General features: G+C 67.7%; 18 protein-coding genes and 1 tRNA gene. 12 read left to right on the top strand and 7 right to left on the bottom strand.

The window, feature by feature from the left end; genetic code table 11:
* The first annotated feature begins 28 nt into the window (after positions 1–28).
* The 10 genes from HWN72_RS01520 to HWN72_RS01475 all read left to right on the top strand — a co-directional run bounded on the left by HWN72_RS01520 (position 29) and on the right by HWN72_RS01475 (position 10,456).
* Positions 29–907 carry a hypothetical protein gene (locus HWN72_RS01520; RefSeq protein ID WP_211149605.1) on the top strand — a complete coding sequence of 293 codons (879 nt, stop codon included), beginning with the start codon at positions 29–31 and terminating at the stop codon, positions 905–907.
* A 17-nt stretch (positions 908–924) separates the two neighbouring features.
* The gene (locus HWN72_RS01515) at positions 925–1,845 is read left to right on the top strand and encodes a hypothetical protein (RefSeq protein ID WP_211149604.1); all 921 of its coding nucleotides are present in this window, start codon (positions 925–927) and stop codon (positions 1,843–1,845) included.
* Positions 1,846–1,984: 139 nt separating this feature from the next.
* Entirely contained in the window at positions 1,985–2,140 is a 156-nt protein-coding gene (locus HWN72_RS01510; protein ID WP_211149603.1) for a hypothetical protein, read from the top strand.
* 88 nt (positions 2,141–2,228) lie between these two features.
* Entirely contained in the window at positions 2,229–2,507 is a 279-nt protein-coding gene (locus HWN72_RS01505; protein ID WP_211149602.1) for a PqqD family protein, read from the top strand.
* A 37-nt stretch (positions 2,508–2,544) separates the two neighbouring features.
* Positions 2,545–4,512, top strand: coding sequence for an asparagine synthase-related protein (locus tag HWN72_RS01500; RefSeq protein ID WP_211149601.1), 1,968 nt, complete (start codon positions 2,545–2,547; stop codon positions 4,510–4,512).
* Positions 4,509–5,573 (top strand): 50S ribosomal protein L11 methyltransferase, encoded by a 1,065-nt coding sequence (locus HWN72_RS01495; protein WP_211149600.1) that lies wholly within the window; start codon positions 4,509–4,511, stop codon positions 5,571–5,573. The genes HWN72_RS01500 and HWN72_RS01495 overlap by 4 nt, the downstream gene beginning before the upstream one ends.
* Complete coding sequence (locus HWN72_RS01490) at positions 5,570–6,064, top strand: lasso peptide biosynthesis B2 protein (protein WP_211149599.1); 495 nt, start codon at positions 5,570–5,572, stop codon at positions 6,062–6,064. The genes HWN72_RS01495 and HWN72_RS01490 overlap by 4 nt, the downstream gene beginning before the upstream one ends.
* Positions 6,019–7,218, top strand: coding sequence for a nucleotidyltransferase family protein (locus HWN72_RS01485; protein WP_211149598.1), 1,200 nt, complete (start codon positions 6,019–6,021; stop codon positions 7,216–7,218). Before HWN72_RS01490 ends, HWN72_RS01485 begins: the two co-directional genes overlap by 46 nt.
* A gap of 138 nt (positions 7,219–7,356) precedes the next feature.
* Complete coding sequence (locus HWN72_RS01480) at positions 7,357–7,782, top strand: hypothetical protein (RefSeq protein WP_211149597.1); 426 nt, start codon at positions 7,357–7,359, stop codon at positions 7,780–7,782.
* A gap of 142 nt (positions 7,783–7,924) precedes the next feature.
* Positions 7,925–10,456: a sulfite reductase flavoprotein subunit alpha gene (locus tag HWN72_RS01475; protein ID WP_211149596.1), complete on the top strand. Its 2,532-nt coding sequence runs from the start codon at positions 7,925–7,927 to the stop codon at positions 10,454–10,456.
* Between the two features lie 3 nt (positions 10,457–10,459).
* Here the strand turns inward: HWN72_RS01475 and HWN72_RS01470 are convergent, their stop codons facing one another.
* The 6 genes from HWN72_RS01470 to HWN72_RS01445 form a co-directional block, all read right to left on the bottom strand.
* The gene (locus HWN72_RS01470) at positions 10,460–13,693 is read right to left on the bottom strand and encodes an error-prone DNA polymerase (RefSeq protein WP_211149595.1); all 3,234 of its coding nucleotides are present in this window, start codon (positions 13,691–13,693) and stop codon (positions 10,460–10,462) included.
* On the bottom strand, positions 13,690–15,126 hold the full coding sequence (locus HWN72_RS01465; RefSeq protein WP_248005739.1) for a DNA polymerase Y family protein: 1,437 nt from the start codon (positions 15,124–15,126) through the stop codon (positions 13,690–13,692). Before HWN72_RS01465 ends, HWN72_RS01470 begins: the two co-directional genes overlap by 4 nt.
* Positions 15,119–15,853, bottom strand: coding sequence for an ImuA family protein (locus tag HWN72_RS01460; protein WP_211149594.1), 735 nt, complete (start codon positions 15,851–15,853; stop codon positions 15,119–15,121). The genes HWN72_RS01465 and HWN72_RS01460 overlap by 8 nt, the downstream gene beginning before the upstream one ends.
* A gap of 164 nt (positions 15,854–16,017) precedes the next feature.
* Complete coding sequence (locus HWN72_RS01455; protein ID WP_211149593.1) at positions 16,018–17,196, bottom strand: glycosyl transferase; 1,179 nt, start codon at positions 17,194–17,196, stop codon at positions 16,018–16,020.
* 207 nt (positions 17,197–17,403) lie between these two features.
* Positions 17,404–17,490 (bottom strand) — tRNA-Leu (locus tag HWN72_RS01450).
* A 104-nt stretch (positions 17,491–17,594) separates the two neighbouring features.
* Positions 17,595–18,884 (bottom strand): DUF3422 domain-containing protein, encoded by a 1,290-nt coding sequence (locus HWN72_RS01445; RefSeq protein WP_211149592.1) that lies wholly within the window; start codon positions 18,882–18,884, stop codon positions 17,595–17,597.
* Between the two features lie 174 nt (positions 18,885–19,058).
* Here HWN72_RS01445 and HWN72_RS01440 point away from each other — a divergent pair, with 174 nt between their 5' ends.
* Entirely contained in the window at positions 19,059–19,469 is a 411-nt protein-coding gene (locus HWN72_RS01440) for a cytochrome c family protein (RefSeq protein WP_211149591.1), read from the top strand.
* A 207-nt stretch (positions 19,470–19,676) separates the two neighbouring features.
* Here the strand turns inward: HWN72_RS01440 and HWN72_RS01435 are convergent, their stop codons facing one another.
* A complete protein-coding gene (locus tag HWN72_RS01435) occupies positions 19,677–20,246 on the bottom strand; it encodes a rhodanese-like domain-containing protein (RefSeq protein ID WP_211149590.1) in 570 nt (189 codons plus the stop codon).
* A 58-nt stretch (positions 20,247–20,304) separates the two neighbouring features.
* On the opposite strand from HWN72_RS01435, the gene HWN72_RS01430 reads away from it, so the two are divergent.
* On the top strand, positions 20,305–20,633 hold a 329-nt coding region (locus HWN72_RS01430), incomplete at its 3' end, for a thiosulfate oxidation carrier protein SoxY (RefSeq protein ID WP_248005735.1).

Raw genomic sequence — 20,633 nt, 5'->3', positions numbered from 1 at the left:
ACGATAGGAATTCTGCCGGGTTTCTAGCATGGCGCTACCGGACGGTCGAGCCGCCGAGGACCGAAACGTGCTGCAGTCGCTAGACTTGTCCGATCCACTCGTCGCACGGCACTACATGGCGGCAATGCACGTCCTGCACGGATTGCCGGGCTTCGACTGGTACGACGGCTGCTTTCTCGCCAAGTTCGAGGCCGCGCGCAGGATGCTGGCTATCGTCAGGCCCGGTGAAAGTCGGCGCTTCGCCGCAGCATTCGATACCTTGCGGACAAGGGCGGATTTCGAAGTGCGGCGGGTCCACGACGTCCTGCCACCGGCTCGCTTTGCGGATTTTCTCGCTCAGTTGCGCGCCGTTCCCGCGTCCAGCCTGCATGGCCACGAACGCGGCGATTTCGGCCGCCGCATTGCCCGCGATCTGCCGATTCTCGCGGAATTGCAGTTGGAATTGATGCCGCTGGTCGCCGAACTGGCAGGCGAAGCGGTGGAGCCCTGCTACACGTTCCTCAGCCTCTACGACGGCGCAGGAACCTGCGCGCCGCATCTCGATGCACCGTCGGCGAAGTGGACGCTCGATCTGTGCCTCGCCCAAAGCGGTGAATGGCCGATCCATTTCAGTTCCGTGGTCCCCTGGCCTACCTCCGATGCCGACGGAAACGTGCCGGCCGCCACGGCTTTCCGGTCCCATTCGCTGCGCCCCAATGAAGCGCTTCTGTTTTCGGGCTCATCGCAGTGGCACTACCGGGACGCGATTCCTGACGCGGGTTTCTGTCACCTTGCATTTCTGCACTACCATCCTGCAGGTTGTGCCGATCTCGTTCGCCCTGCGCGATGGGCGGCACATTTCGATATGCCGGAGCTGGCGATTCTCGACGCGGTGTTTGAAACATTGCGCCCGGATCGTCGTCAATGAGTGGTTGGACATATGCCGTGTTCGGCCTCGAGGTAGAATTCCCTCGTGAAGTCATGACCTTGCGCAGCGCGCAGGTTACGCCGCAGCGCCCAGCCGACGTCCGCATAGCTTTCGCTGCCGTGCCGCCGCAGCCATGCATGGAAACGGTCAACGATGACCTCGACGTCGCATGGAGCACAGAGGGTCTGACCATCTCCGTCGAAGAAGTCGGCCGCTTTCGCGTGAGCAATGGCGACACGGTGATCGTCGATCCCTGGCCCGGCGCCACACCGGCAGAAATCGACTTATACCTGGCAGGATCGGTCATGGGCGCGGTACTCCACCAGCGCGGAATGCTGCCTCTGCACTGCAATGCCTTTGCATGCGACGGTCGGGCGATCCTGCTTTGCGGCGATTCCGGAGCAGGCAAGTCAACGCTCGCCGCCTGGTTCGAGAGCCGTGGCTACCCGCTGCTGACCGACGATGTCTGCGCCGTCACTTTCACGCGGGAGGGGCACGCGGTAGGTCACCCCGGAATGCCGCGATTGCGGCTTTGGGACGACGCGCGCCATGCGATGGGCCGAAGCAAGGCGCCCGTCTCTTCCATCCCGTGGGCCGAAGGCAAGTTCGAGATCGAGATGCACGCAGATCGCGTCAGGGCCGAGTTGCCGATCGCCGCGATCTATCACCTCCTTCCGGCGGAACCTGACGATCACTTCGGCATCGCCGGGCTGCATGGCCTGGGTGCAGTCGATGCCATCACCGCGTCCATCTATCGGCGTAGAATCGCAGACCTTGCCGGAGGGGCGAGGCGATATCTGCGGGAAGCGGTGGAACTGGCCTCCTCCACACCCGTCTTCCGTATTTCGCGAACCTGGGGATTCGAGCATTTTTCAGCACAGTCCCGCCAAATCGAGACACATTTTAAGTCGATTTTGAATGAAATTTCATCACCATGAAATTGTGTTAATCGCTGATTTATAGAGATGATTATTTATACAATCCGAGCGATACATGCATTCGGATAATGATTACTGTGATTCTCATGGAACATGAATTCATTTCCGTACTCATACTCAAATGAAAGGTTGGTTAGATATGGCCAATTCGGAAAATTCCGCCGCCGGCGTATCCGGCCGTCTGTCGTGGCAGCGCCCCTCCGTCGTCCGCATGGGCGCGGCCGATGCGGAAGGAAACACGATGATGTCGATGGTCACGGACACGCTTCGTCCGCGTCGCATGATGGGTTCCTGAACAGGGGAGGCCGGTGCCGATGCCCATTTCGGGGACCGGGGCCGGCTTCTTCCCCGCATTTGCGCCCCATCAAAGGACCGGACCGATCATGGCCACGACGTACCTCGAAACCTTCACGAAGGTTCCCACGACCGCAACGGCCGAGATCGACGGCCAACTCGTGGCGCTCGATATCCAGGCGGGAATCTGCTTCGGACTCGATCCTGTCGCAACCCACATCTGGAAACTGCTCGATGCGTATCCGACCGCTGACCGCCTTTGCGCGTCGCTGCTGGAACTCTACGATGTCGATCCCGCCACATGTGAAGAGCAGACCCTTTCACTTCTCCACGAACTTGCCGACATCGGCCTGATCAGCCGGGCCTGAGCACGGCAATGACGGTCGCCCTACCCGAGATACCCGCATGACGGCGATCTGCGCCCGCTGGAACCGCGACGGCGCGGACGCTTCCGAGACTGGCCGGATTTTCGCACCGGCCGCGCGGCGATACGGGCGCGCGCAGTGGCATGAATGGAGCGACGGCGCCGCTTTCCTCGGCAAATGCCTCTATCCGCTGATGCCGCAAGACCGTCTGGCGGACCCGCTGGAGGACACTAAGCCTGCAGGTTCATCTCGCTGGATCATTGCCGCCGACGTCCGACTGACGGAACGCGAAGACCTTGCCCGGCAGCTTTCGCTCGATGCCGGCGGCCTGTCCGACAGCGCGCTGGTCGCCGCTACGCTGGAACGGTGGGACGAGGCGGCGTTCGAGCGCATTTACGGCGTCTTCGCAGTCATCGCATGGGACCGGCACGGCAGGCGCCTGATCATGGCACGCGATGCGCTGGGCGAGCGGCCGTTGTTCTACCATGTGGAAGGCGCGCTCTGCTCCGCCGCATCGATGCCCGACATCCTGCTGGCCGACCCGCAGGTGCCCCGGGCACCCGATCCCGGCCAGTACCGCCAGTTCCTGAGAATGAACACATTCGGCCCGGGATGCTCGGCACTCCAGGGCATCCGTGTCGTCAGGCCCGGTCACATCGTCACGGTCGGCACCGCAGGCGTCGAGGAAAAACTCTGGTGGAAACCCGACCTCACGCCGCTGCAATTGCCGGAGCAGGCCGACTATGAAGCCGCGCTCGGCTCGGCGCTGGAAGCGGCAGTGGCGGCCTGCCTGCACCGCACGGCGGGGAAGTTGGGGACGCACCTCAGTTCCGGGTTCGACAGCACCGCCATAGCGACGACGGCGGCCCGGTTGCTTGCCGCACGGGGCGACAGCATCACCGCGTTTGTCGCCGCGCCCCGTTCCGGCCCGGGGCGCACGATGGCACCGCGCCACATCGCCGACGAATCGCTGCTGGCGGCTCGAACCGCCGCGATGCACTCGAACATGGACCTGGTCCGGCACGTGCCACGCGGCGGGCCGCTGGCAGCGCTGCATCGGACGCGCGGCCTCTATCCCACGCCCATCGCGAACTTGTGCAATCTGCCCTGGTTCGAGGAGATCAACGACCTTGCCCGCGATCACGGGGTAGGCGTCCTGCTGCACGGACTTCAGGGCAATACGTCGATCAGCGAATCCGGCGTCTGGGCCTTGCGCGAACTCGCCCGGCAGCGGCGGTTCGGCACCTGGCTGAAGATCGCACGAGGCCTCGTGCGCGGCGGCTGGATGCGCTGGCGCGGGGTGCTGTTCAACACCATCGAGGATCGCCTTCCCGATCGGCTCTGGCGCTGGGCCATGGGCGCGTCTGGCCAGACCGTGGAGGATGAACGCGCGATGTCACTGCTCTCCCCCGGAGCATACACGCAGGCCGCCGAGGCGCACCGCCGGGCCGCGATCGCTGCCGGGCAGCCGGATCCCGACCTCGACGAGCACAGCCGGGAACGCGGGGTCACCTCGCTCGACTTCCGGCTCGGCGCCCTGCGGACCAACGGGGACGGCGACATGTACAAGGCGATGCTCGCGCAGTGGGGCCTCGACCTGCGCGATCCGACGGCGGACCGGCGCCTCGTCGAACTCTCGCTGCGCATCCCGGTCGAACGACTGATCTGGAACGGCGAGCCGCGCGCGATCCTGCGCCGCGTCCTGGCCGACCGCGCTCCACCGGAAGTGCTGGATAACCGGCAGCGCGGCTACCAGAGCGCCGACTGGGCACAGTCGATCTGCGAGGACCGGCAAGCCTTCATCGAGGAGATGGAGCGGCTGGAACTCTACGAGCCCACTGCGGACTTCCTCGACACCGCCCGAATCCGCCGCCTCATCGACACCCTGCCCGTCGCAGATTCGCCCGAATGGGACAGCGACGAGGCCGAGAACAGCTACCGCCTGGCCTGCCTGCGCACGATTTCGGCGGCAAGCCACATGCGGCACATCGCAAGGAGCAACCTGTGACGCCGGACGCCCGACAAGTCCCCGCAAGCACCGTCCCGATCGATACCCTGCTGGCTTCGGTTCACGGCAATCCCGTCGCCATGATCAACTGCGCGCGCACGCTGCTGATGGCGAGCGGCGAGGTGGAACGCGCCCGCGCGGTCTGCCATGAGGCGCTCGCGATCGCCCCTGACAATCCGGAGGCGCTGGCCCTGGCGCGGCCGATCCTGTCGGACGGCATCGGCGCGTGGTATTTCACGATGGTGCTCGATGCCCGGCGCCACGCGCTTTATGCCAAGGCGCTTGGCCGTGTTCTTCGCGGCGGCGGCGTGGTGCTCGACATCGGCGCGGGAACGGGGCTGTTCGCGATGCTGGCCGTGCGGGCGGGGGCAACCCGGGTGATCGCCTGCGAGCGTGATCCGCAAGTCGCACGGGCCGCCGAGCAAGCCATTGCGCGCAATGGCTTTGCGGATCGCATCACCGTCCTGCCGATCGATTCGCGGGAACTTCGCCTCGGCCGCGACCTGCCGGAACCGGCCGACGTGCTGCTGTGGGACAATCTGGCCAACAATTTCCTGGGGGCCGGATGCGCGGCAACCCTTGCGGATGCGCGGGAGCGTCTGGTCAGGCCGGGAGCGCCGGTGCTGCCGGAACGGGCCGAACTCCTCGCCGCTCCGGTCACCGACCTGGAAGTCGCCGAGCACCGGATGGGCGTGGTCGAGGGTATCGACATGAGCGCCTTCAACATCCTGCGCTGCAGCGATTTCACCATCGCGCGCGGCAAGTTCGAACTGCGCAGCGATCCTGTCACGCTGTTCGACTTCGACGCGGCAGGCGGGCGTATCCACCCCGGCCGCGCCAGCGCCAAGGTCGCACTGAAGCGGGGCCGGATCGACGGGATCGCCCAGTGGCTGCGCTTCCACCTGAGCGAGGGACTGATCTACGATACGCTGGACGAAGACGTGCGGGCCTTCGGCGCCCAGTTCCACGTCACCGAGTGCTTCGAGGCGGACGAGGGCATGAGCGTGCATCTGCACGGCGCGCACGATTCTCTCGACACCTGGTTCTGGCTGGAGCGGTGAACGGGGATAACCTCGCCGCACTGCGCCGCAAGTTCGCCCGGTTCGACTGGGAAGAGCGCCGCTGCCTGGTCGAGGCGCTGCTGCTGCTTATGCTGGCGGCAGTGGCGGTGCGGATCCTGCCGCTGACGGTACTGGGGCGGGTTGCGTCGGCAGGGCCTTTCGGGGCATCGCCGCAGACGCCCGAGCGCAGCGAAGTGCTGATCTGGATGGTCGGCTGGGCGATCGACCGCGCCGCCAAGCGCAGCCCGCTGAGGGCATTGTGTTTCGAACAGGGCATGGCTGCGCAGATCATGCTGCGCCGGCGCGGGATCGATTCCACGCTGCTGTACGGTGTCGCTGCCCTGCCCGGATCATCGCGGCCCATCCGCGCCCATGTCTGGATCGAGACCGCGCAGTTCCCGGTCATCGGCGCCCCGGAGCCGGGGATCTTCGCGCTCCTCGCGACATGGCCCCAGGGACGCCGCGCGATCTGGGCGGACTGCGCGGCGTGACCTTGCCATCGCCTTTGCGGCCCGAGTTCACGTTCCTCCTGCGTGCGACCACCTGGCCGCACGATGCCGCAGCGATCACGGCCATTCGTGCCGCAGCGAAGGCCGTTTCCGATCCGGACCTGCTGATGGCCCTGAGCCGCCGCCATCACGTGACCGGCCTTGTCGCGCGGGCAGTCGGTCACTGCGACGGTTTCGCGGGTTCGCGCCTTCGCCGGGACTTGCAGGCAGAGGCGATGGCGCTGGCGGAGGAGCAATTCCGCCAGCTCATGCAGACGCGCCATGCTGTCACCGCACTGCGCGCTCAAGGTATTGCGGTCGCCGTGCTCAAGGGCGTTCCCGCCGCGCTGGCCATTTACGGAGAGGCAGGCGTGAGGCGCAGCGTGGATATCGACCTGCTCGTCGGACCTGATCAGGTCGATCCGGCACGTCGCGTGCTGGAACGGATCGGCTACATGCGCAGCGTCCCGCCGCCCGATGCCACCGCGCAGGAACTGCAAGGCAGCAAGCGGTACGGCAAGGACTGGGGCTTCGATCACTACCACAGCGACACCGGCATCGAACTGCACTGGCGACTGTTCCAGAACCCGCGCCTGCTCGGCTGCGTGGATGCCGGGGATGCGCAGGCGCGCACGGTGGCCCCCGGGTTGAGCCTCCCGGTCCTGCCGCCGCACGTCACCGCACTCTACCTTGTCCTGCACGGTGCCGAGCACGCCTGGTCGCGGCTGAAGTGGCTGGCCGACCTTGCCGCGCTGCTGCGACAGGACACGCACATGCCCGGCCGCATCGCGGCGGCCGCAGCCGCACAGGGCCTCGCGCAACCGGCGATGGCGGCGCTGCTGTTGTCTCGTGAACTGTACGGGACGCCCATGCCGGAGGAAACGGCGATGCCGGGATGGCGGGCACGTGCACTTCACGCCGTCGCGCGCGCCAGCCTGCTCGGTGCACAGGATGGCGCTGAACTGGAGGATTGCGCAACGGCAACGACGAGGAAGAACCTCAGCCACTACCTGTTCAGCCTTGATCCGCGCTTCTGGTGGCACGAACTTGCCTACGATCTTTTCCATGATGCTGCCGGACGCGGTTTGCGGCACATCGCACAGCGGATGCTCAATGTCCTGCGGCTGCCCGCTGCTGCGAAAGTCTCCCCCCGTTAAAGCGGTTTCCGATCCGACTGCGTCGGAGAAACCGCTCTAAGTCATTCGTTTACAGCATTTTCCGGGTCATCAGATGTTTCCATCTGATTGGAAAATGCTTTAAACGCGATTTTCAGGATTGGGCGCTAGGGAAAAGTCATGAGCTTTCCCGCAGTGACACCGCAGCATCTGGTAATCGCGGCAAGGGCCGCCGCGCCCCTGTGCCTCGGAGGCCTTGCCTGGGCGGTGTTATGGATGGCCTGCACGCCGACCGTCGCCGCTGCGGGGTTCCTTCTGAGCGCGTCGGTCCTGCTCATGGGAGCGCCGCGGATCCGGGCCGGGGACTTGGTCGGTGCACTCCTGGTGTTCATAACCGTGCTGGAATGCATCCATGCAGGAGCTTCGGGAACCCTCGACGGCCCGCGTTGGCAGGCCTGCGTGGCGGCGGCCGGCACTACGGTTCTCTTGCTCAAAATCCAGCATTTGCGCGGGCTTGCCCGGCAGGATGCTTATGTTCCTCTGCGCCATCTGGAGTGCCGGAATGCCCTGTTCGGACGTACCGCGCCCGGTCGCCGCGCAGCCTGAATTACACTGGCAAAGCCGGAGAACCGGCCGAAAATCGCTTGATATTGCAACTTGCTAGCATTAGCGCAATTTCGCGAGAGGGAAGCGAAAGCCCGCAATGCCAACCGGCACGTGCTTTCTCCAGGGGGGAGCGCCGTTTCGCGTGCCCCGCATAGGGGACAAGGCCGAAGTGACGCGCAGAATTCTGTTCCAGATCCATTGGCTGCTGGGCATAACCGCAGGCCTCGTGCTGGCCGCGATGGGCCTGACCGGGGCCGCGATGAGCTTCGAAAACGAGAGCATGCGCGTGCTGAGCCCCGGCATCGTCACGCTAAAACCCGGCAACGCACCGCCGCTCTCGCCAGATGCGGTAATTGCGCGCGCCTCCGCCCTGCACGAGGGCCTGAGGGTGGAGCGGCTCACCGTCGAAGCCGATCCGACGCGCGCATGGCAGGTGCAGTTCGAAGCCGGTGCGGACAAGCGGCGCGGCGAGCGCAGCTACGTCGATCCGCGCGACGGCCGCCTGCTCGGCGAACCGGTCGGCGCCGGGTTCTTCCAGACCGTGCAGGACCTCCACCGCTGGCTGGCACTTCCCGGCGGACCGAAGGGCTGGGGCCGCCAGATCACCGGCTTTTCCACGATCGGACTGATCTTCTTCGCCTTGTCCGGCCTCTACTTGCGCTGGCCCCGCCGCGCGCTCGACTGGCGCGCGTGGCTGGTGCTCGACTGGCGCAAGAGCGGGCGCAACCTCTACCGCGAACTGCATGTGGTGATCGGCAGCTGGGTCGCGCTCGTCTACCTGCTCAGTGCGTTCACCGGGCTATGGTGGTCCTACGAGTGGTATCGCCAAGGCGCGATGGTCGTGCTCACCGGCTCGGCCAAGGGCGAGGCCGAGGGCGGGCCGAAAAAGGACAAGGGCGCGCCGCGGCCTCCCGTCCTCCTCGCCCCGGCCTGGAAGACGGTGGAGCGCGAGACCGCCGGCCGCTTCGATTCGGTCTTCGTGACGCTGCCCGAAGCGGGCAAGAAGGCGACTTTCCGCGTGCTGCTGGCCGGCGCGCGACATGACCGCATGACCGACAACCTCACCATCGACCTCGCCAGCGGCCGTCTGCTCAAGGCGGATCGCTATGCCGACAGGGTACTCGGCAAAGTCGTCGCGACGAGCATGTTCGAAATTCATCGCGGCGCCATCTTCGGGCTCCCCGGCCGCATCGTGATCTTCGTGACCAGCCTTGCCATGCCGCTTTTCGCGGTCACCGGGCTGCTGCTCTACATCGCGCGGCGCCGCCGCAAGCGCGCTCTCGCGCAAGTCCAGGGACTGCCCGCCGGCGGCGCAGCCAACACGGACATGCTGATCGCCTTCGCCAGCCAGACCGGCGGCGCCGAGCGACTGGCGCGGCAGACGGCAGCGGTCCTCGGCGGCGCCAAGGTCCTGCCGCTGTCTTCGGTGGACGGCACGGTGCTGGCGGAAACGCGGCGCGCGCTCTTCGTCGTCAGCACCTATGGCGAAGGCGAACCGCCTGACCGCGTCCGCCGTTTCGCACGCGAAACGATGGCCTTGCCGCCTGCGGCGAAGGACCTCGACTACGCCGTTCTCGCTTTGGGAGACCGCGAATATCCTCAGTTCTGCGCCTTCGGGCACGAGGTCGATCGCTGGCTCCACACAGGCGGCGGGCGGCGACTGTTCGATACCATCGAGGTCGATGGCGAGGACATCGATGCCGAGCGCCAGTGGCAGCAGCAACTGACCGCGCTGGGCGCCGATCCGATGGCGGCGGAATTCGCTCCCGCGCGCTACGGGCGCTGGCGTCTGGCCGGGCGAGAACTGCTCAATCCGGGCAGTCCGGGCGGTCCGGCGTTCCTGATCGCGCTCGAACCGCTCGACGGGGAAACGCTCGACTGGCAGGCCGGAGACATCGCCGAAATACGCCCCGCCAACGACCCGGCGGCGGTTTGCGCCCTGCTGGACAGAACGGCACTCAACGGCACCTACGAGGTACATAACCGCAGCCTTACCGCACACATCGCCGAGTCCGTGCTGCCGGAGAGCCTCGCAGGCACGCCCGAAGAGATAGTCGCTGGACTTCGCCCGCTTCCTCACCGCGAATACTCGATCGCCTCGATCCCGACCGACGGATGCATCGAACTGATCGTCCGGCAGGTCCGGCGCGAGGACGGCAACCTCGGCCTCGGTTCGGGCTGGCTGACCGCGCATGCGCTGCTGGGGACGGAGATCGCGCTGCGGCTCCATGCCAACCCCGGCTTCCGCGTGTCCGAAGAGCAGCGCCAGCTGATCCTCATCGGCAACGGCACTGGCCTCGCGGGCCTGCGCGGCCACCTGCGGCAGGCGGCGGCGGCCGGAAGCGCCGGTCACTGGCTGTTGCTGGGCGAGCGTTCGCGGGAGCACGATGCCTTCCTCGACGCCGAACTGCGAGGCTGGCTGACGGACGGCACGCTGGCGCGGCTGGAGCGCACCTGGTCGCGCGATCCCGATTGCGGCCGCTACGTGCAGGAGGTGATCCCGCAAGTCGCCGACGCCCTGCGCGAAGCGGTAGGGGACGGGGCCACGATCCTCGTCTGCGGCAGCCTGCTGGGCATGGCGCCCGCCGTCGATGCGGCGTTGCGGGCCGTGCTCGGCGATGCGCTGCTGGAGGAGATGGCCGAGGGCGGCCGCTATCTGCGGGACATCTACTGAGCGTCAGTGGAAGTCGCGCGAGCGCGGCAGGATGCGCACGTTGCGCGGGTGGCCGCGTGTCGCATGCCCCGAAGTCGGGCGGTTCGGATCGTAGACCGGATGGCGCACCGCGTCGCCCGGCATCGGCTCGGGCTTGAGCGCGGGCGGAGCCGAGAGGCGGGACAGCGCCTCGCTGGCGTCGGTCACGCAGGTGACCATCAGGTGGACGACGCCTTCCTTGCTGTGCTGCACTTCACCGTCGATCACCATCAGCCGCGCGGCCATCACCGCGCGGCGCTGCTTCTCGAACTCGCGCGCCCACAGCAGCGCGTTGACCACGCCGGTCTCGTCCTCGATCGTGATGAAGATCGCGTTGCCCTTGCCCGGCCGCTGGCGGATGAGCACCACCCCCGCGACGCGCACCTTCCGGCCGTCCTTCGCGGCATTGACCCCGGCGCAGGTCAGCGCGCCCTGCCCTTCGAAATGCGCGCGCAGGAACTGCATCGGGTGGCCCTTCAGCGATAGCCGCTGGGTCTGGTAGTCGGCCACGACTTCCTCGGACGGCGCCATCGCCGGGAGCGCGGCGTCGGGTTCCTTCGCCAGTTCGGGTGCATCGAGCGCGGCGAACAGCGGCAGCTGCACCGCCGGAACCCGCCGCGCCTCCCACCCTGCCTGCCGCCGGCTCTGCCCCAGCGAGCCAAGCGCATCGGCATCCGCCAGCAGCCGCAAGGCGCGCGAAGGCAGGTTCGCCCGGCGCGCGGCATCTTCGAGGCTGGCGATGGGGGCAACCTTGCGGGCCTTCTCCAGCGCCTCGGCCCAGTTCTCCTTGAACCCGCCGATCTGCCTGAGGCCAAGGCGCAGGATACGTTCGCCTTCCAGCGTGTTGTCCCAGCAGCTTGCGGCGATGTCGATGGGCCGCACCTCCACCCCGTGCTGGCGCGCATCGGCGACCAGCTGCGCGGGCGCATAGAAACCCATCGGCTGGCTGTTGAGCAACGCGCAGGTGAACACCGCCGGATAGTGGCACTTCAGCCATGACGAGACATAGGCCAGCAGCCCGAACGCCTGCGCATGGCTTTCGGGAAAGCCGTATTCGCCGAAACCCTCGATCTGCTTGAAGCAGCCTTCCGCGAAATCCTGCGGGTAGCCGCGCCGAACCATACCGTTGACGAACTTCTCCTGATGCTGGTGGATCGTACCGTTGCGTCGGAACGTGGCCATCGAGCGGCGCAGGCGGTCGGCCTCTGCAGGCGTGAACTTCGCCGCGACGATCGCAAGGCGCATCGCCTGTTCCTGAAACAGCGGTACGCCCATGGTCTTGTGGAGCAGATCCTCCATCTCTCCCGGTGGCCCCGGAAAGACCACCTCCTCCTCCCCCGTGCGCCGCCGCAGATAGGGATGGACCATGCCGCCCTGAATCGGCCCCGGCCGCACGATGGCGACCTGAATGACGAGATCGTAGAGGATGCGCGGCTTCATGCGCGGCAACATCGCGATCTGCGCGCGGCTCTCGACCTGAAAGGTGCCGATGCTGTCGCCGGTGCACAGCATGTCGTAGGTCGGCTTGTCGCCCTGCGGGACGGTGGCCAGTTCCAGATCGCGCAAACCGTGATCGCGCAGGAGGTCGAAGCTCTTGCGGATCGCCGTCAGCATGCCGAGCGCCAGAATGTCGACTTTCATCAGGCCGAGCGATTCCAGATCGTTCTTGTCCCACTCGATAAACGTGCGGTCCTCCATCGCCGCATTGTGGATCGGCACCAGTTCGTCGAGCCGCCCTTCGCTCAGCACGAAGCCGCCGACGTGCTGCGACAGGTGGCGCGGATAGTTGAGCAGCCGCCCGACCATGTCGCGCAAGCGCTCCACCTGCGGATTACCGGGGTCGAAGCCCGCCTCGGTCAGCCGCGTTTCGGGCAGTTCGTCGCCGCCCCAACTGCCCCAGACGGTGCCCGAAAGCCGCGCGGTGACGTCCTCGCTCATGCCCAGCACCTTGCCGACTTCGCGGATGGCGCTGCGCTGGCGGTAGCAGATCGTGGTCGCGGCGATCCCGGCGCGCTCGCGGCCGTAGCGACGGTAGATGTACTGCATCACTTCCTCGCGGCGGGAGTGCTCGAAATCGACGTCGATGTCGGGCGGCTCGTCGCGCTCGGTGGAAAGGAAGCGCGTGAACAGCAGCCTTTCCTGCACCGGGTCGATCGGGGTCACGCCGAGGAAATAGCAGACCAGCGAGTTGGCCGCGCTGCCGCGTCCCTGACACAGGATCGGTTTCTCCAGACCGCGCGCGTACTGCACGATGTCGTGGACGGTGAGGAAGTAGTACGCGATCTTCTGTTCGCGGATCAGACCGAATTCCTCGTCCAGCGTCTCCTGGTACTTGGGCGGCAGGCCATCGGGGAACCACTTGCGCGAACCCTCCATGACGAGATGTTCCAGCCACGGCTGCGGCTCCCAGCCTTCGGGGACAGGTTCGTGGGGGTACTCATATTTGAGATCATCCAGCGTGAAGGTGACGCAGGCCATGAGGTCCTGCGTCGCCGTCAGCGCCTCGGGGCAGGCGCGGAAGAGGCGGGCCATCTCGGCGGGGAACTTGAGGTGGCGCTCGGCATTGGCGGCGAGGCGGCGGCCGGCGGTCTGGACGGTCAACCCCTCGCGGATGCAGGTGAGCACGTCCTGCATCGGGCGGTCCTCCGGGCTAGCGTAAAGCACGTCGTTGGTGGCGATCAGCGGCACGCCCGCGCGGGCGGCCAGCGCCATGCGCTGCGTCAGCCGACGCGCATCGCGGCCCGCGCGCGGCATCGTGGCGGCGAGCCATAGCTTCGGCGTCAAACCGCGCAGGGTGGCGAGCAGCGCTTCGTCCGCGTCCCCATCTCCCGGCATCACGATCAGCGCCAGATCCTGCGCGTGCTCGACAAGGTCGCTCAGGTGCAGTTCGCACTCGCCCTTCTTCGCCTTGCGGTTGCCCACGGTGAGCAGGCGCGTCAGGCGGCCCCAGCCGTGGCGGGTCATCGGGTAGGCGACCACGTCCGGCGTGCCGTCCGCGAAGACCAGCCGCGCGCCGACGAGCAGGCGCAGCCCGCTTTTCGCCCGCCCCATCTCCTTCCAGACCCGGTGGGCGCGGACCACGCCCGCCACGGTGTTGCGGTCGGCGATGCCGATGCCGGTCATGCCCATCGCCAGCGCACGCGCAACCATCTCCTCCCCCGGCGAGGCGCCGCGCAGGAAGCTGAAGTTGGTGGCGGTGACCAGTTCGGCGAAGTTCACGGAAACAGGCCGTGGAGATACCAGCGCGGGTCGGGCTTCTCGCTGAACAGGCCGTGGCGGAAGATCCAGTAGCGGCGGCCCGCGCCGTCCTCGATGCGGTAGTAGTCGCGCGTCTCGCCCGCAGCACCGGGCATGTGGCCGCCGCGTTTCAGCCACCATTCCGCGCCGATCCGCTCCGGCCCCTCGGCCAGCGTGACGTCGTGGAGGCGGCCTTTCCAGCGAAAGCGCTGGGGCGGGCTGTCGGGGACACCGGCGATCACCTCGACCGGTTGCGGCGGATCGAGTAGCAGCAGCGGGCGGGGCGGCATGTCTTCGGGCTCCGGCCATGGGGCGCCTCGCAGGCGCAGCGCAGGAACCAGCGCCTGCGCCTTCTCGGGCAAGTGGCGGTCACGCGGGATCAGGCGGCGCACGCTGTCCTCGCCCAGCCGCACGCTGAGCTGGTCCACCAGCGCCGAAACATTATCGGCGTTTTCTTCCTTGCCGCTCTCAAGCAGGATCTGGCGCGAGGGCAGGTGATCGGCGTGGAGCACCGCCAGGGTGATCGCATCGAAGCCGAAGCCGGGGTCGAGCGGGTCGGAAAGCGTGTCGATCCGCTCGCGCAGCAGGCGCATGACGGCGGCGGGATCGCGCACCGCAAGGCCCGTCTCCACCACCAGCCGCCGCCGCTGGTTGTCGCTGCGGTGGAGCGTGACCGCCCAGCGCCGCCCGCCCAGTTGGCGCTGCTCCATCGTGCGCCCGGCCTGCGCGAGCATGTCCTCGACCACCTCCAGCGCATCGTCGGTGCGGCCCAGCGGTTCGGGAAAGCGCGTCTCCAGCCGGATCGGCTCGGTCAGGCGCACGGGGATGACCGGGCTGCCGGTCTCTCCCAGAATGGCGCGTAGGCGGCTGACCGCAAGCTCCCCGAAACGCGCCGCCAGCCCCGCCATCGGCCGCGCGGCAAGATCGCCCAGCGTCTCGAGGCCCGCGCGGCGCAGACCGGAAAGCGCGCCCTCGTCCAGTTCCAACGCGGCGACCGGAAGAGTGCGAACGTCGTCCTTCCCACCGAAGCGGGCAAGCGCACGGGCGGCGGCAGAGTGAGGCGCGAGGGCGTGGCGGGTAGTCGGACCGACATCCTTCACCACGCGGCGCACCAGCGCCTCCTCCCCGCCGAAGAGGTGCGCGCAGCCGGTGACGTCGAGCAGCAGGCCATCGGGCGCATCGAGCGCGACGAGCGGGGTAAAGGCGATCATCGCCCCCGCCAGCTGCTCCAGCACCCGCGCGTCGGCGATGGGATCGTGCGGCGCGGTGGCAAGGTCCGGGCTGCGCGCCCGCGCATCGGCGAGGGTCATGCCGGAAGACAGGCCCTGCCGCATCGCGGTCACGTCCACGGCAGCGAGGCGCAGCGCCTGTCCATCGCGCGCGACGAGGGCCTGCGGGGCATCTCCCTCAGGCAGTACGCCGGAGCGGCGCGCGCGCTCGCACGGCAGAAAGGGGAACCACAGTGCCAGGTAGCGGCGGCCCGCGCTCTTCGGTGGCGGGTTCAGTGTGGAGGGGGAGTTCGCGGAAACCGCCATGGTCTTCATTCCATTCCAGCCGCCAGCGCTGCCCCGCCGGGCCGCCGCGTCTGCGTACGAGTTCGACGAGCAGCGTCGCGGCCCCCGGCGCGCGCATCTCCAGCGGGGTCGAGGGGGCGCTGGAAACCGTCCAGCGGGTATGTGCGGCGCTGGAGCGGGGCTCGGCATCGCCGCGCAGGATCACCACCGGGATGCGCGAGCCTTCCGCCGCGAGGATCAGGCGGCGACTGGCGACGAGGTCGTATTCGCGCATCGCCCCCCAGCTTTCCATCAGCACCGCAGCCGGGCCGCTGCTGCGCGCCGCATCCAGCCCCGCGCGCAGCAGGGCAGCGTCGTTACGGGCATCGACGATCACCAGCCGCGCCGGGTCCACGCCGAGCGCGCGCAGCCCCTCACCGCACGGCACGAGGCCCGCGCCCTTGCGGCGGGGGCGTAGCAGGAGGACGGGGCGCGCCTTCTCTGCGTCCACCATGCCGAAGGCGAAAGCCAGCGCCGAGGCCCAGTCCTCGGCCTCTGCATGGACCTCGTGCAGCTGCGCCCGGGCGAGGCGTGGGAGCGTGCCCGGGGGCGGATCTTCGATACAGGCGGGGGCCTGAGGGCGGGACATGGGACGGGCCTTACGAATCGGGAATTATGTTCTTCTTATGTTCCCATTCTGGAGGCAGGTCCACACCGCCGTTCGATCCCCGCCGGAAAGGCCGTAAGCACATCCCGTCATCCCCGCGAAGGTGGGGATGACGAGGATAGGTGGATAATCGCGCTAATTGGGGGTCAAGCGATTGCCGCGATTGCCTTCATTCTCAGCCCCGCGAACCGTTCCACCGTGTCTGCCGCCTCGCGCACCGGGCAACGCGTGCCGAAAGTCGGCGTGCCGTCAGCCAGCCACGCGATGCCGTCGATGGTGTAGGTCATGCGCTCGCGCTGCTGCTGGACGTAGTCCCCGTGCGCCGCGAAGGCGCGCTCGATCGCGGCGACGGGGTCGGCGTCGGGGGCGATCACCTCGCCGAAGTGCCACATCGCGTAGTCCTCGCTGTCCTGCCAGTCGACGCCTTTGGCATCGACGAACAGGCACGGGCGCGGGCGGACGAGGAATTCGTAGACCTGGCTGCTGACGTCGCCCACGTAGAGGTCCGCGCCCAGCGTATATGTCATGTCGTTGCTGCGCGCCGAGCCGAGGTCGACGATCACCTGCCCCGGGATCGCCAGCGCCTCCCACGCGCGCCGCTTCGCCGCCGACCATCGCTTCGCCAGCCGCACGTGCGGCGCGACGACGAGGTTGTAGCGACCGTCCGCCGCCACTGCCGCGATCAGCCCCCGCCCGAACGCCTCGATCGAGGAGAGCTTCTTCGAGAAGTGCGGGTTGTAGAGGATCGTCGGCCGCGCGTTGTCGAACAGCGGTGGCCGGGCCTGCGCATTATCGAGCACGGCGGCCAGCTTGACCGGGCCGGTAACGGTGCAGTCCTGCGCTCTCACGAAGCCCGCTTCGACGAGGCGATCGCGGTCCTTGCGGCCCGCCAGCATGACGTGATCGAACAGGCGGAAGCGCGGCTCGAAACCGACCGCGCGGTCGCCCGCTCCGTGGGGGATGTGAAGGATCGGCGGGCAATCCCCCGGCAGGCGCTTGAGCATGGTGGAGGTCCGCTCGGCGCAGAGGATCACCGCCGCATCGCGCAGCCGCTTCGCCCAGAGCGTAAGCCGCACGAACTTGTGCATCGAGGCCGGCAGCAGCGCAGTGACGGCGGGCAGGCGCATGACGACGATCTCGGGCGCCGCGCCCTGCCCTGCATAGGCCATGGCCGCCGCCACTTCGGCCTCGGCGGAAACGAACAGGCGTACCTGCCCCGGATGACGGCGGGCAAGCTCACAGGCGACCGGCACGATATGGCCGAACTGATGCGCGCCGCCGATGGCAAGCACGTGGATACGGGAATGGACGTTCCGGGAGGGCATTGCGCCTCGTTACAGCAGTGATGTGGAGCGACTCTGTAACATTCGTGCAGATTTGCCCATGTCCGTCCGAACGCGGCGATGGCCGGCGTCGGGGATAATCCCGGTCGCCGCATGCAGATGCTTCTGGTCGAAAAAGGATACGAACAGCTGATCCCCCTCTTGCGAGGGGAGCCCGAAGGCCATGATCAGTGCTGTTCGAATACTGCCTGGTGCGGTCGAGAAGACTCGAACTTCCACGGGCTTTCGCCCACAACGACCTCAACGTTGCGCGTCTACCAATTCCGCCACGACCGCTAAATCTTGGAGCTGGATTTGCATCCGCTCCGGGGCAGGAGCGCGCCACTAGCGCACGAATCCGGACCCGGCAAGTGAGTCTTGCAGATTATTTTCATCCAGCGTCATTTTCCTTCCTCCGGACCGAGAATGCGCCGCTTCATCCGGTGGATGGCCAGCCACACCCCCGCGAGGACCAGCGGGGCCAGCAGCGCGGTCGCCACATGCGCATGAATCCGCGGTGCCAGTTCCTCCACGCCTTCCAGTACCTTGGCGATCAGGCCGAGCGCGTAGTAGCTCACCGCGACGACCGAGAGCCCCTCCACCAGCTGTTGCAGGCGCAACTGACGCGAGGCGCTGCGCTCCATCGAGGCGAGGAGCAGGCCGTTCTGGTTCTCGATTCGCGTCTCGATTCGCACCCTCAGCAGCGCCAGTGCCTGCGACGTGCGCTGCGACAGCTGCTCGGCCCGGCGGCGGTGGGCGGCGCAGGTCCGCACGGCGGGCAGGAAGCGGCGCTGGGTGAAGTCCGCCAGCGAGACTTGCCCCGGGATCGCGGCGATGTTGAGTTCGGCCAGCCGCTCCTCGACGATGGTGGCGTAGGCGGCGGTCGCGCTCATGCGGAAATCGGAGGCGCTGGCCTGCGCCACCAGTTCCATCGAGAGGCGGGTCACGTCCTCCAGCAGATCATCGTCGGTGACTTCGGGGCGGGCGACGGCGCGGTTGGTTTCGCCCAGCATCGCCTCGATCCGGTCGAGCGCGCGCCAGCCCTCACGCGCAACAGGCAGGCCGAGCAGCGCGAGGTTGCGGTAGTTGCCCAACTCCTGCAGCCGCTGCACCGTGCGCGAGAGCGCACCGCCCCCGCCAATGGGCGCCATCCCGCACGCCGCCGCGAGAATCACCCCGAAGCCGTCCTCGCGCAGCCGGAAGTCCGACCAGATCCGCGCCTGCCGTTCTCCGGGCGCATCGCCGATGTAGCAGGTGACGAGGTCGTCCGCCGCGAAGCCGAGTTCGGGCAGCAGCGCCAGCGCCGCCGCCTCATCCTCGACCAGCTGCACGCGCGAGGCCCGGATGACCTTGCCCGGCAAGCTCCCCGCCCATGCCAGCGCATCGCTGAGAGCGGGCCGAATCACCGCGCCGCCGGTCACGAACAGCGTCGTCGTGCTCGCCTCGCTGTGCCGCTCCCATGTGAAGGCGAGCCCCGGCGCGAGGGTCCCGGAAAGATGGCGAGGCCGACTGCACGGCTCTATCGGCCCGGCCGAGGGCAGCGCGCGCATCGCCGCCAGTTCCTCCTCGCGGTCGGCGGCATCGAGCACACGCACGAACTGCACGATCGAGGCCGGCGCGCGGACCAGAGGCCAGCGTCGCAAGTGCATCTCGCTCACTACCATGCGGCGCAGTTTGTGCTCGTTCAGCAAGTCCGCTCCCCCTTTTGCCCGGCGCCAGACTGCGCCTGCGGGGCGGAGGCGGACAAGTGACCCTTGGTACGATGCCGCTTGGTCGAATATCGGCCCGGTCCAAAGTCCAATATCGACCCGCCATGCCCCGTGCGAAAGCGACAGGCCACAGGACAGGCTAACGGGAGACATGACATGAACATCAGGCAGAAGCGCATGGGCCTCGCCGCTGCGGGAGCGCTGGCGCTGGTGGCCTGCTTCGGCGGACAGGCTGCGCTGACCTCGACCGCAGAGGCCGCCCCCGCCGCTCCGGCCGCGCCGCCGGTCTCGTTCGCACGCTGCGCGGTATGCCACAACGCCGCCAAGGGCGCGCCCGACAAGCTCGGCCCGAACCTGTTCGGCACTTATGGCCACAAGATGGGCCAGGGCAAGTTCGCCTTCTCGGACGCGGTGAAGAAGTCGGGCCTGACGCTCGACGACGCCACGCTCGACAAGTGGCTGGAGAATCCGCGCGCGCTGGTCCCCGGCAACCGCATGAGCTTCCCCGGCCTCAAAGACGCGGCGAAGCGCAAGGAAATCATCGACTACCTCAAGAAGCAGCGCTGAGTTTCACGACCGACTCTCAAGGGGCCCGTCCGCCGCGACCCAGCGGCGGGCGGGTTTTTCATCTCTCATCGTTCTTGAGTGAACGGCGCGAATCCCTGCACGCGGGGCCTTCGACAAGCTCAGGCTGAGCGGGGAGAAAGGGGGGCACGGCACCCGACTCCGCTCAGCCTGAGCTTGTCGAAGGATGTCGACGCGCACGCTGCGTTATCATTGCGGCAGCCAGGAACCCGGCGCCACCACCACCGGCTCCGCCCGCACCAGTGCGCGGCCTGCGGCGTGCCAGCCCTCGATCCCCTCGGCGAGCCAGTAGACGTGACGCACGCCGCCTTTCGCCAGACGCCGCGCGGCGTTCCAGCCCATCCAGCAATCGGTGCGGCAGAACAGCACGACCGGCAGGCGCGGACTCCCCCGGCGCGCCTCGGCGACCGCCTGCTCCAGCCCGCGCCAGAGCACCGGATCGACCGGACTGCGCCCCGTCTCCGGATGCCAGAGCGCGCCGGGCACTGTCTCGTGCGGCTGGCTGAGGCGCCACTGGCCGGTCGCGGGGTCACGGTGGCCGGACTCGACCGGAAGCACGTCGATGAACAGCGCTTCGTCCAGCCCGAGCGCGTCCTCCAACGCGATCCGGCGGGCGGGCGCGGGCAGCCGGTCCACCGGCGCGCGGTAGCGGGCGGTGCGGTAGCCATCTATGTCGAAGTCGTCGGCGGCGTGCGCTGCCGGGGCGCAAACGACCGCCAGAATCAGCCCTATCGCCAGCCTTCGTCCGATGCGTTCCATGGCTCCTCCCAAGGTCCAATATGACGCGAGCGAGGCCCGGCCTACATTGGCCCTTGGTATGATCCGCAAGAAGATCCTGCTGGCCCTCATCGCCACCCTCGCCGCGCCGGTCCCGGCCGCCTTCGCGCTGCCTGCCGACCCGCTGAAATCGCCGATGTGGGAGTATCACGCCGAGCGTCTGTTCGGCGGCGCCACGGTACGCTTCGACCCTGCCGTGAAGGTCGAAATACCTGAAATCGCAGAGAACCAGCGCGTCTTTCCCGTCACCGTCGATGCGCGCGCCTTGCCACAGGTGAAGCGCATCCTGATCTTCGCCGACCTCAACCCGATTCCCGTCGCGGTGGACTATGCCCCCCGCGCCGCCGCGCCGTTTCTGGCGACGCGGAT

The organism is Novosphingobium sp. HR1a (assembly GCF_015594425.1).
Classification (GTDB): Bacteria; Pseudomonadota; Alphaproteobacteria; order Sphingomonadales; family Sphingomonadaceae; genus Novosphingobium; species Novosphingobium resinovorum_A.
The sequence above is the reverse complement of the archived record's forward strand: the minus strand, read 5'-3'. Positions and strand labels throughout refer to the sequence as shown.

What these genes read in the sequence shown, in the direction of transcription:
- HWN72_RS01520 (WP_211149605.1), top strand. Translation starts at nt 29, where the DNA reads ATGGCGCTACCGGACGGTCGAGCCGCCGAGGACCGAAACGTGCTGCAG.
- HWN72_RS01460 (WP_211149594.1), bottom strand. Translation starts at nt 15,853, where the DNA reads ATGTCCCGCCCTCAGGCCCCCGCCTGTATCGAAGATCCGCCCCCGGGC.
- HWN72_RS01435 (WP_211149590.1), bottom strand. Translation starts at nt 20,246, where the DNA reads ATGGAACGCATCGGACGAAGGCTGGCGATAGGGCTGATTCTGGCGGTC.
- HWN72_RS01440 (WP_211149591.1), top strand. Translation starts at nt 19,059, where the DNA reads ATGAACATCAGGCAGAAGCGCATGGGCCTCGCCGCTGCGGGAGCGCTG.
- HWN72_RS01500 (WP_211149601.1), top strand. Translation starts at nt 2,545, where the DNA reads ATGACGGCGATCTGCGCCCGCTGGAACCGCGACGGCGCGGACGCTTCC.
- HWN72_RS01485 (WP_211149598.1), top strand. Translation starts at nt 6,019, where the DNA reads ATGGCCCCAGGGACGCCGCGCGATCTGGGCGGACTGCGCGGCGTGACC.
- HWN72_RS01480 (WP_211149597.1), top strand. Translation starts at nt 7,357, where the DNA reads ATGAGCTTTCCCGCAGTGACACCGCAGCATCTGGTAATCGCGGCAAGG.
- HWN72_RS01455 (WP_211149593.1), bottom strand. Translation starts at nt 17,196, where the DNA reads ATGCCCTCCCGGAACGTCCATTCCCGTATCCACGTGCTTGCCATCGGC.
- HWN72_RS01510 (WP_211149603.1), top strand. Translation starts at nt 1,985, where the DNA reads ATGGCCAATTCGGAAAATTCCGCCGCCGGCGTATCCGGCCGTCTGTCG.
- HWN72_RS01505 (WP_211149602.1), top strand. Translation starts at nt 2,229, where the DNA reads ATGGCCACGACGTACCTCGAAACCTTCACGAAGGTTCCCACGACCGCA.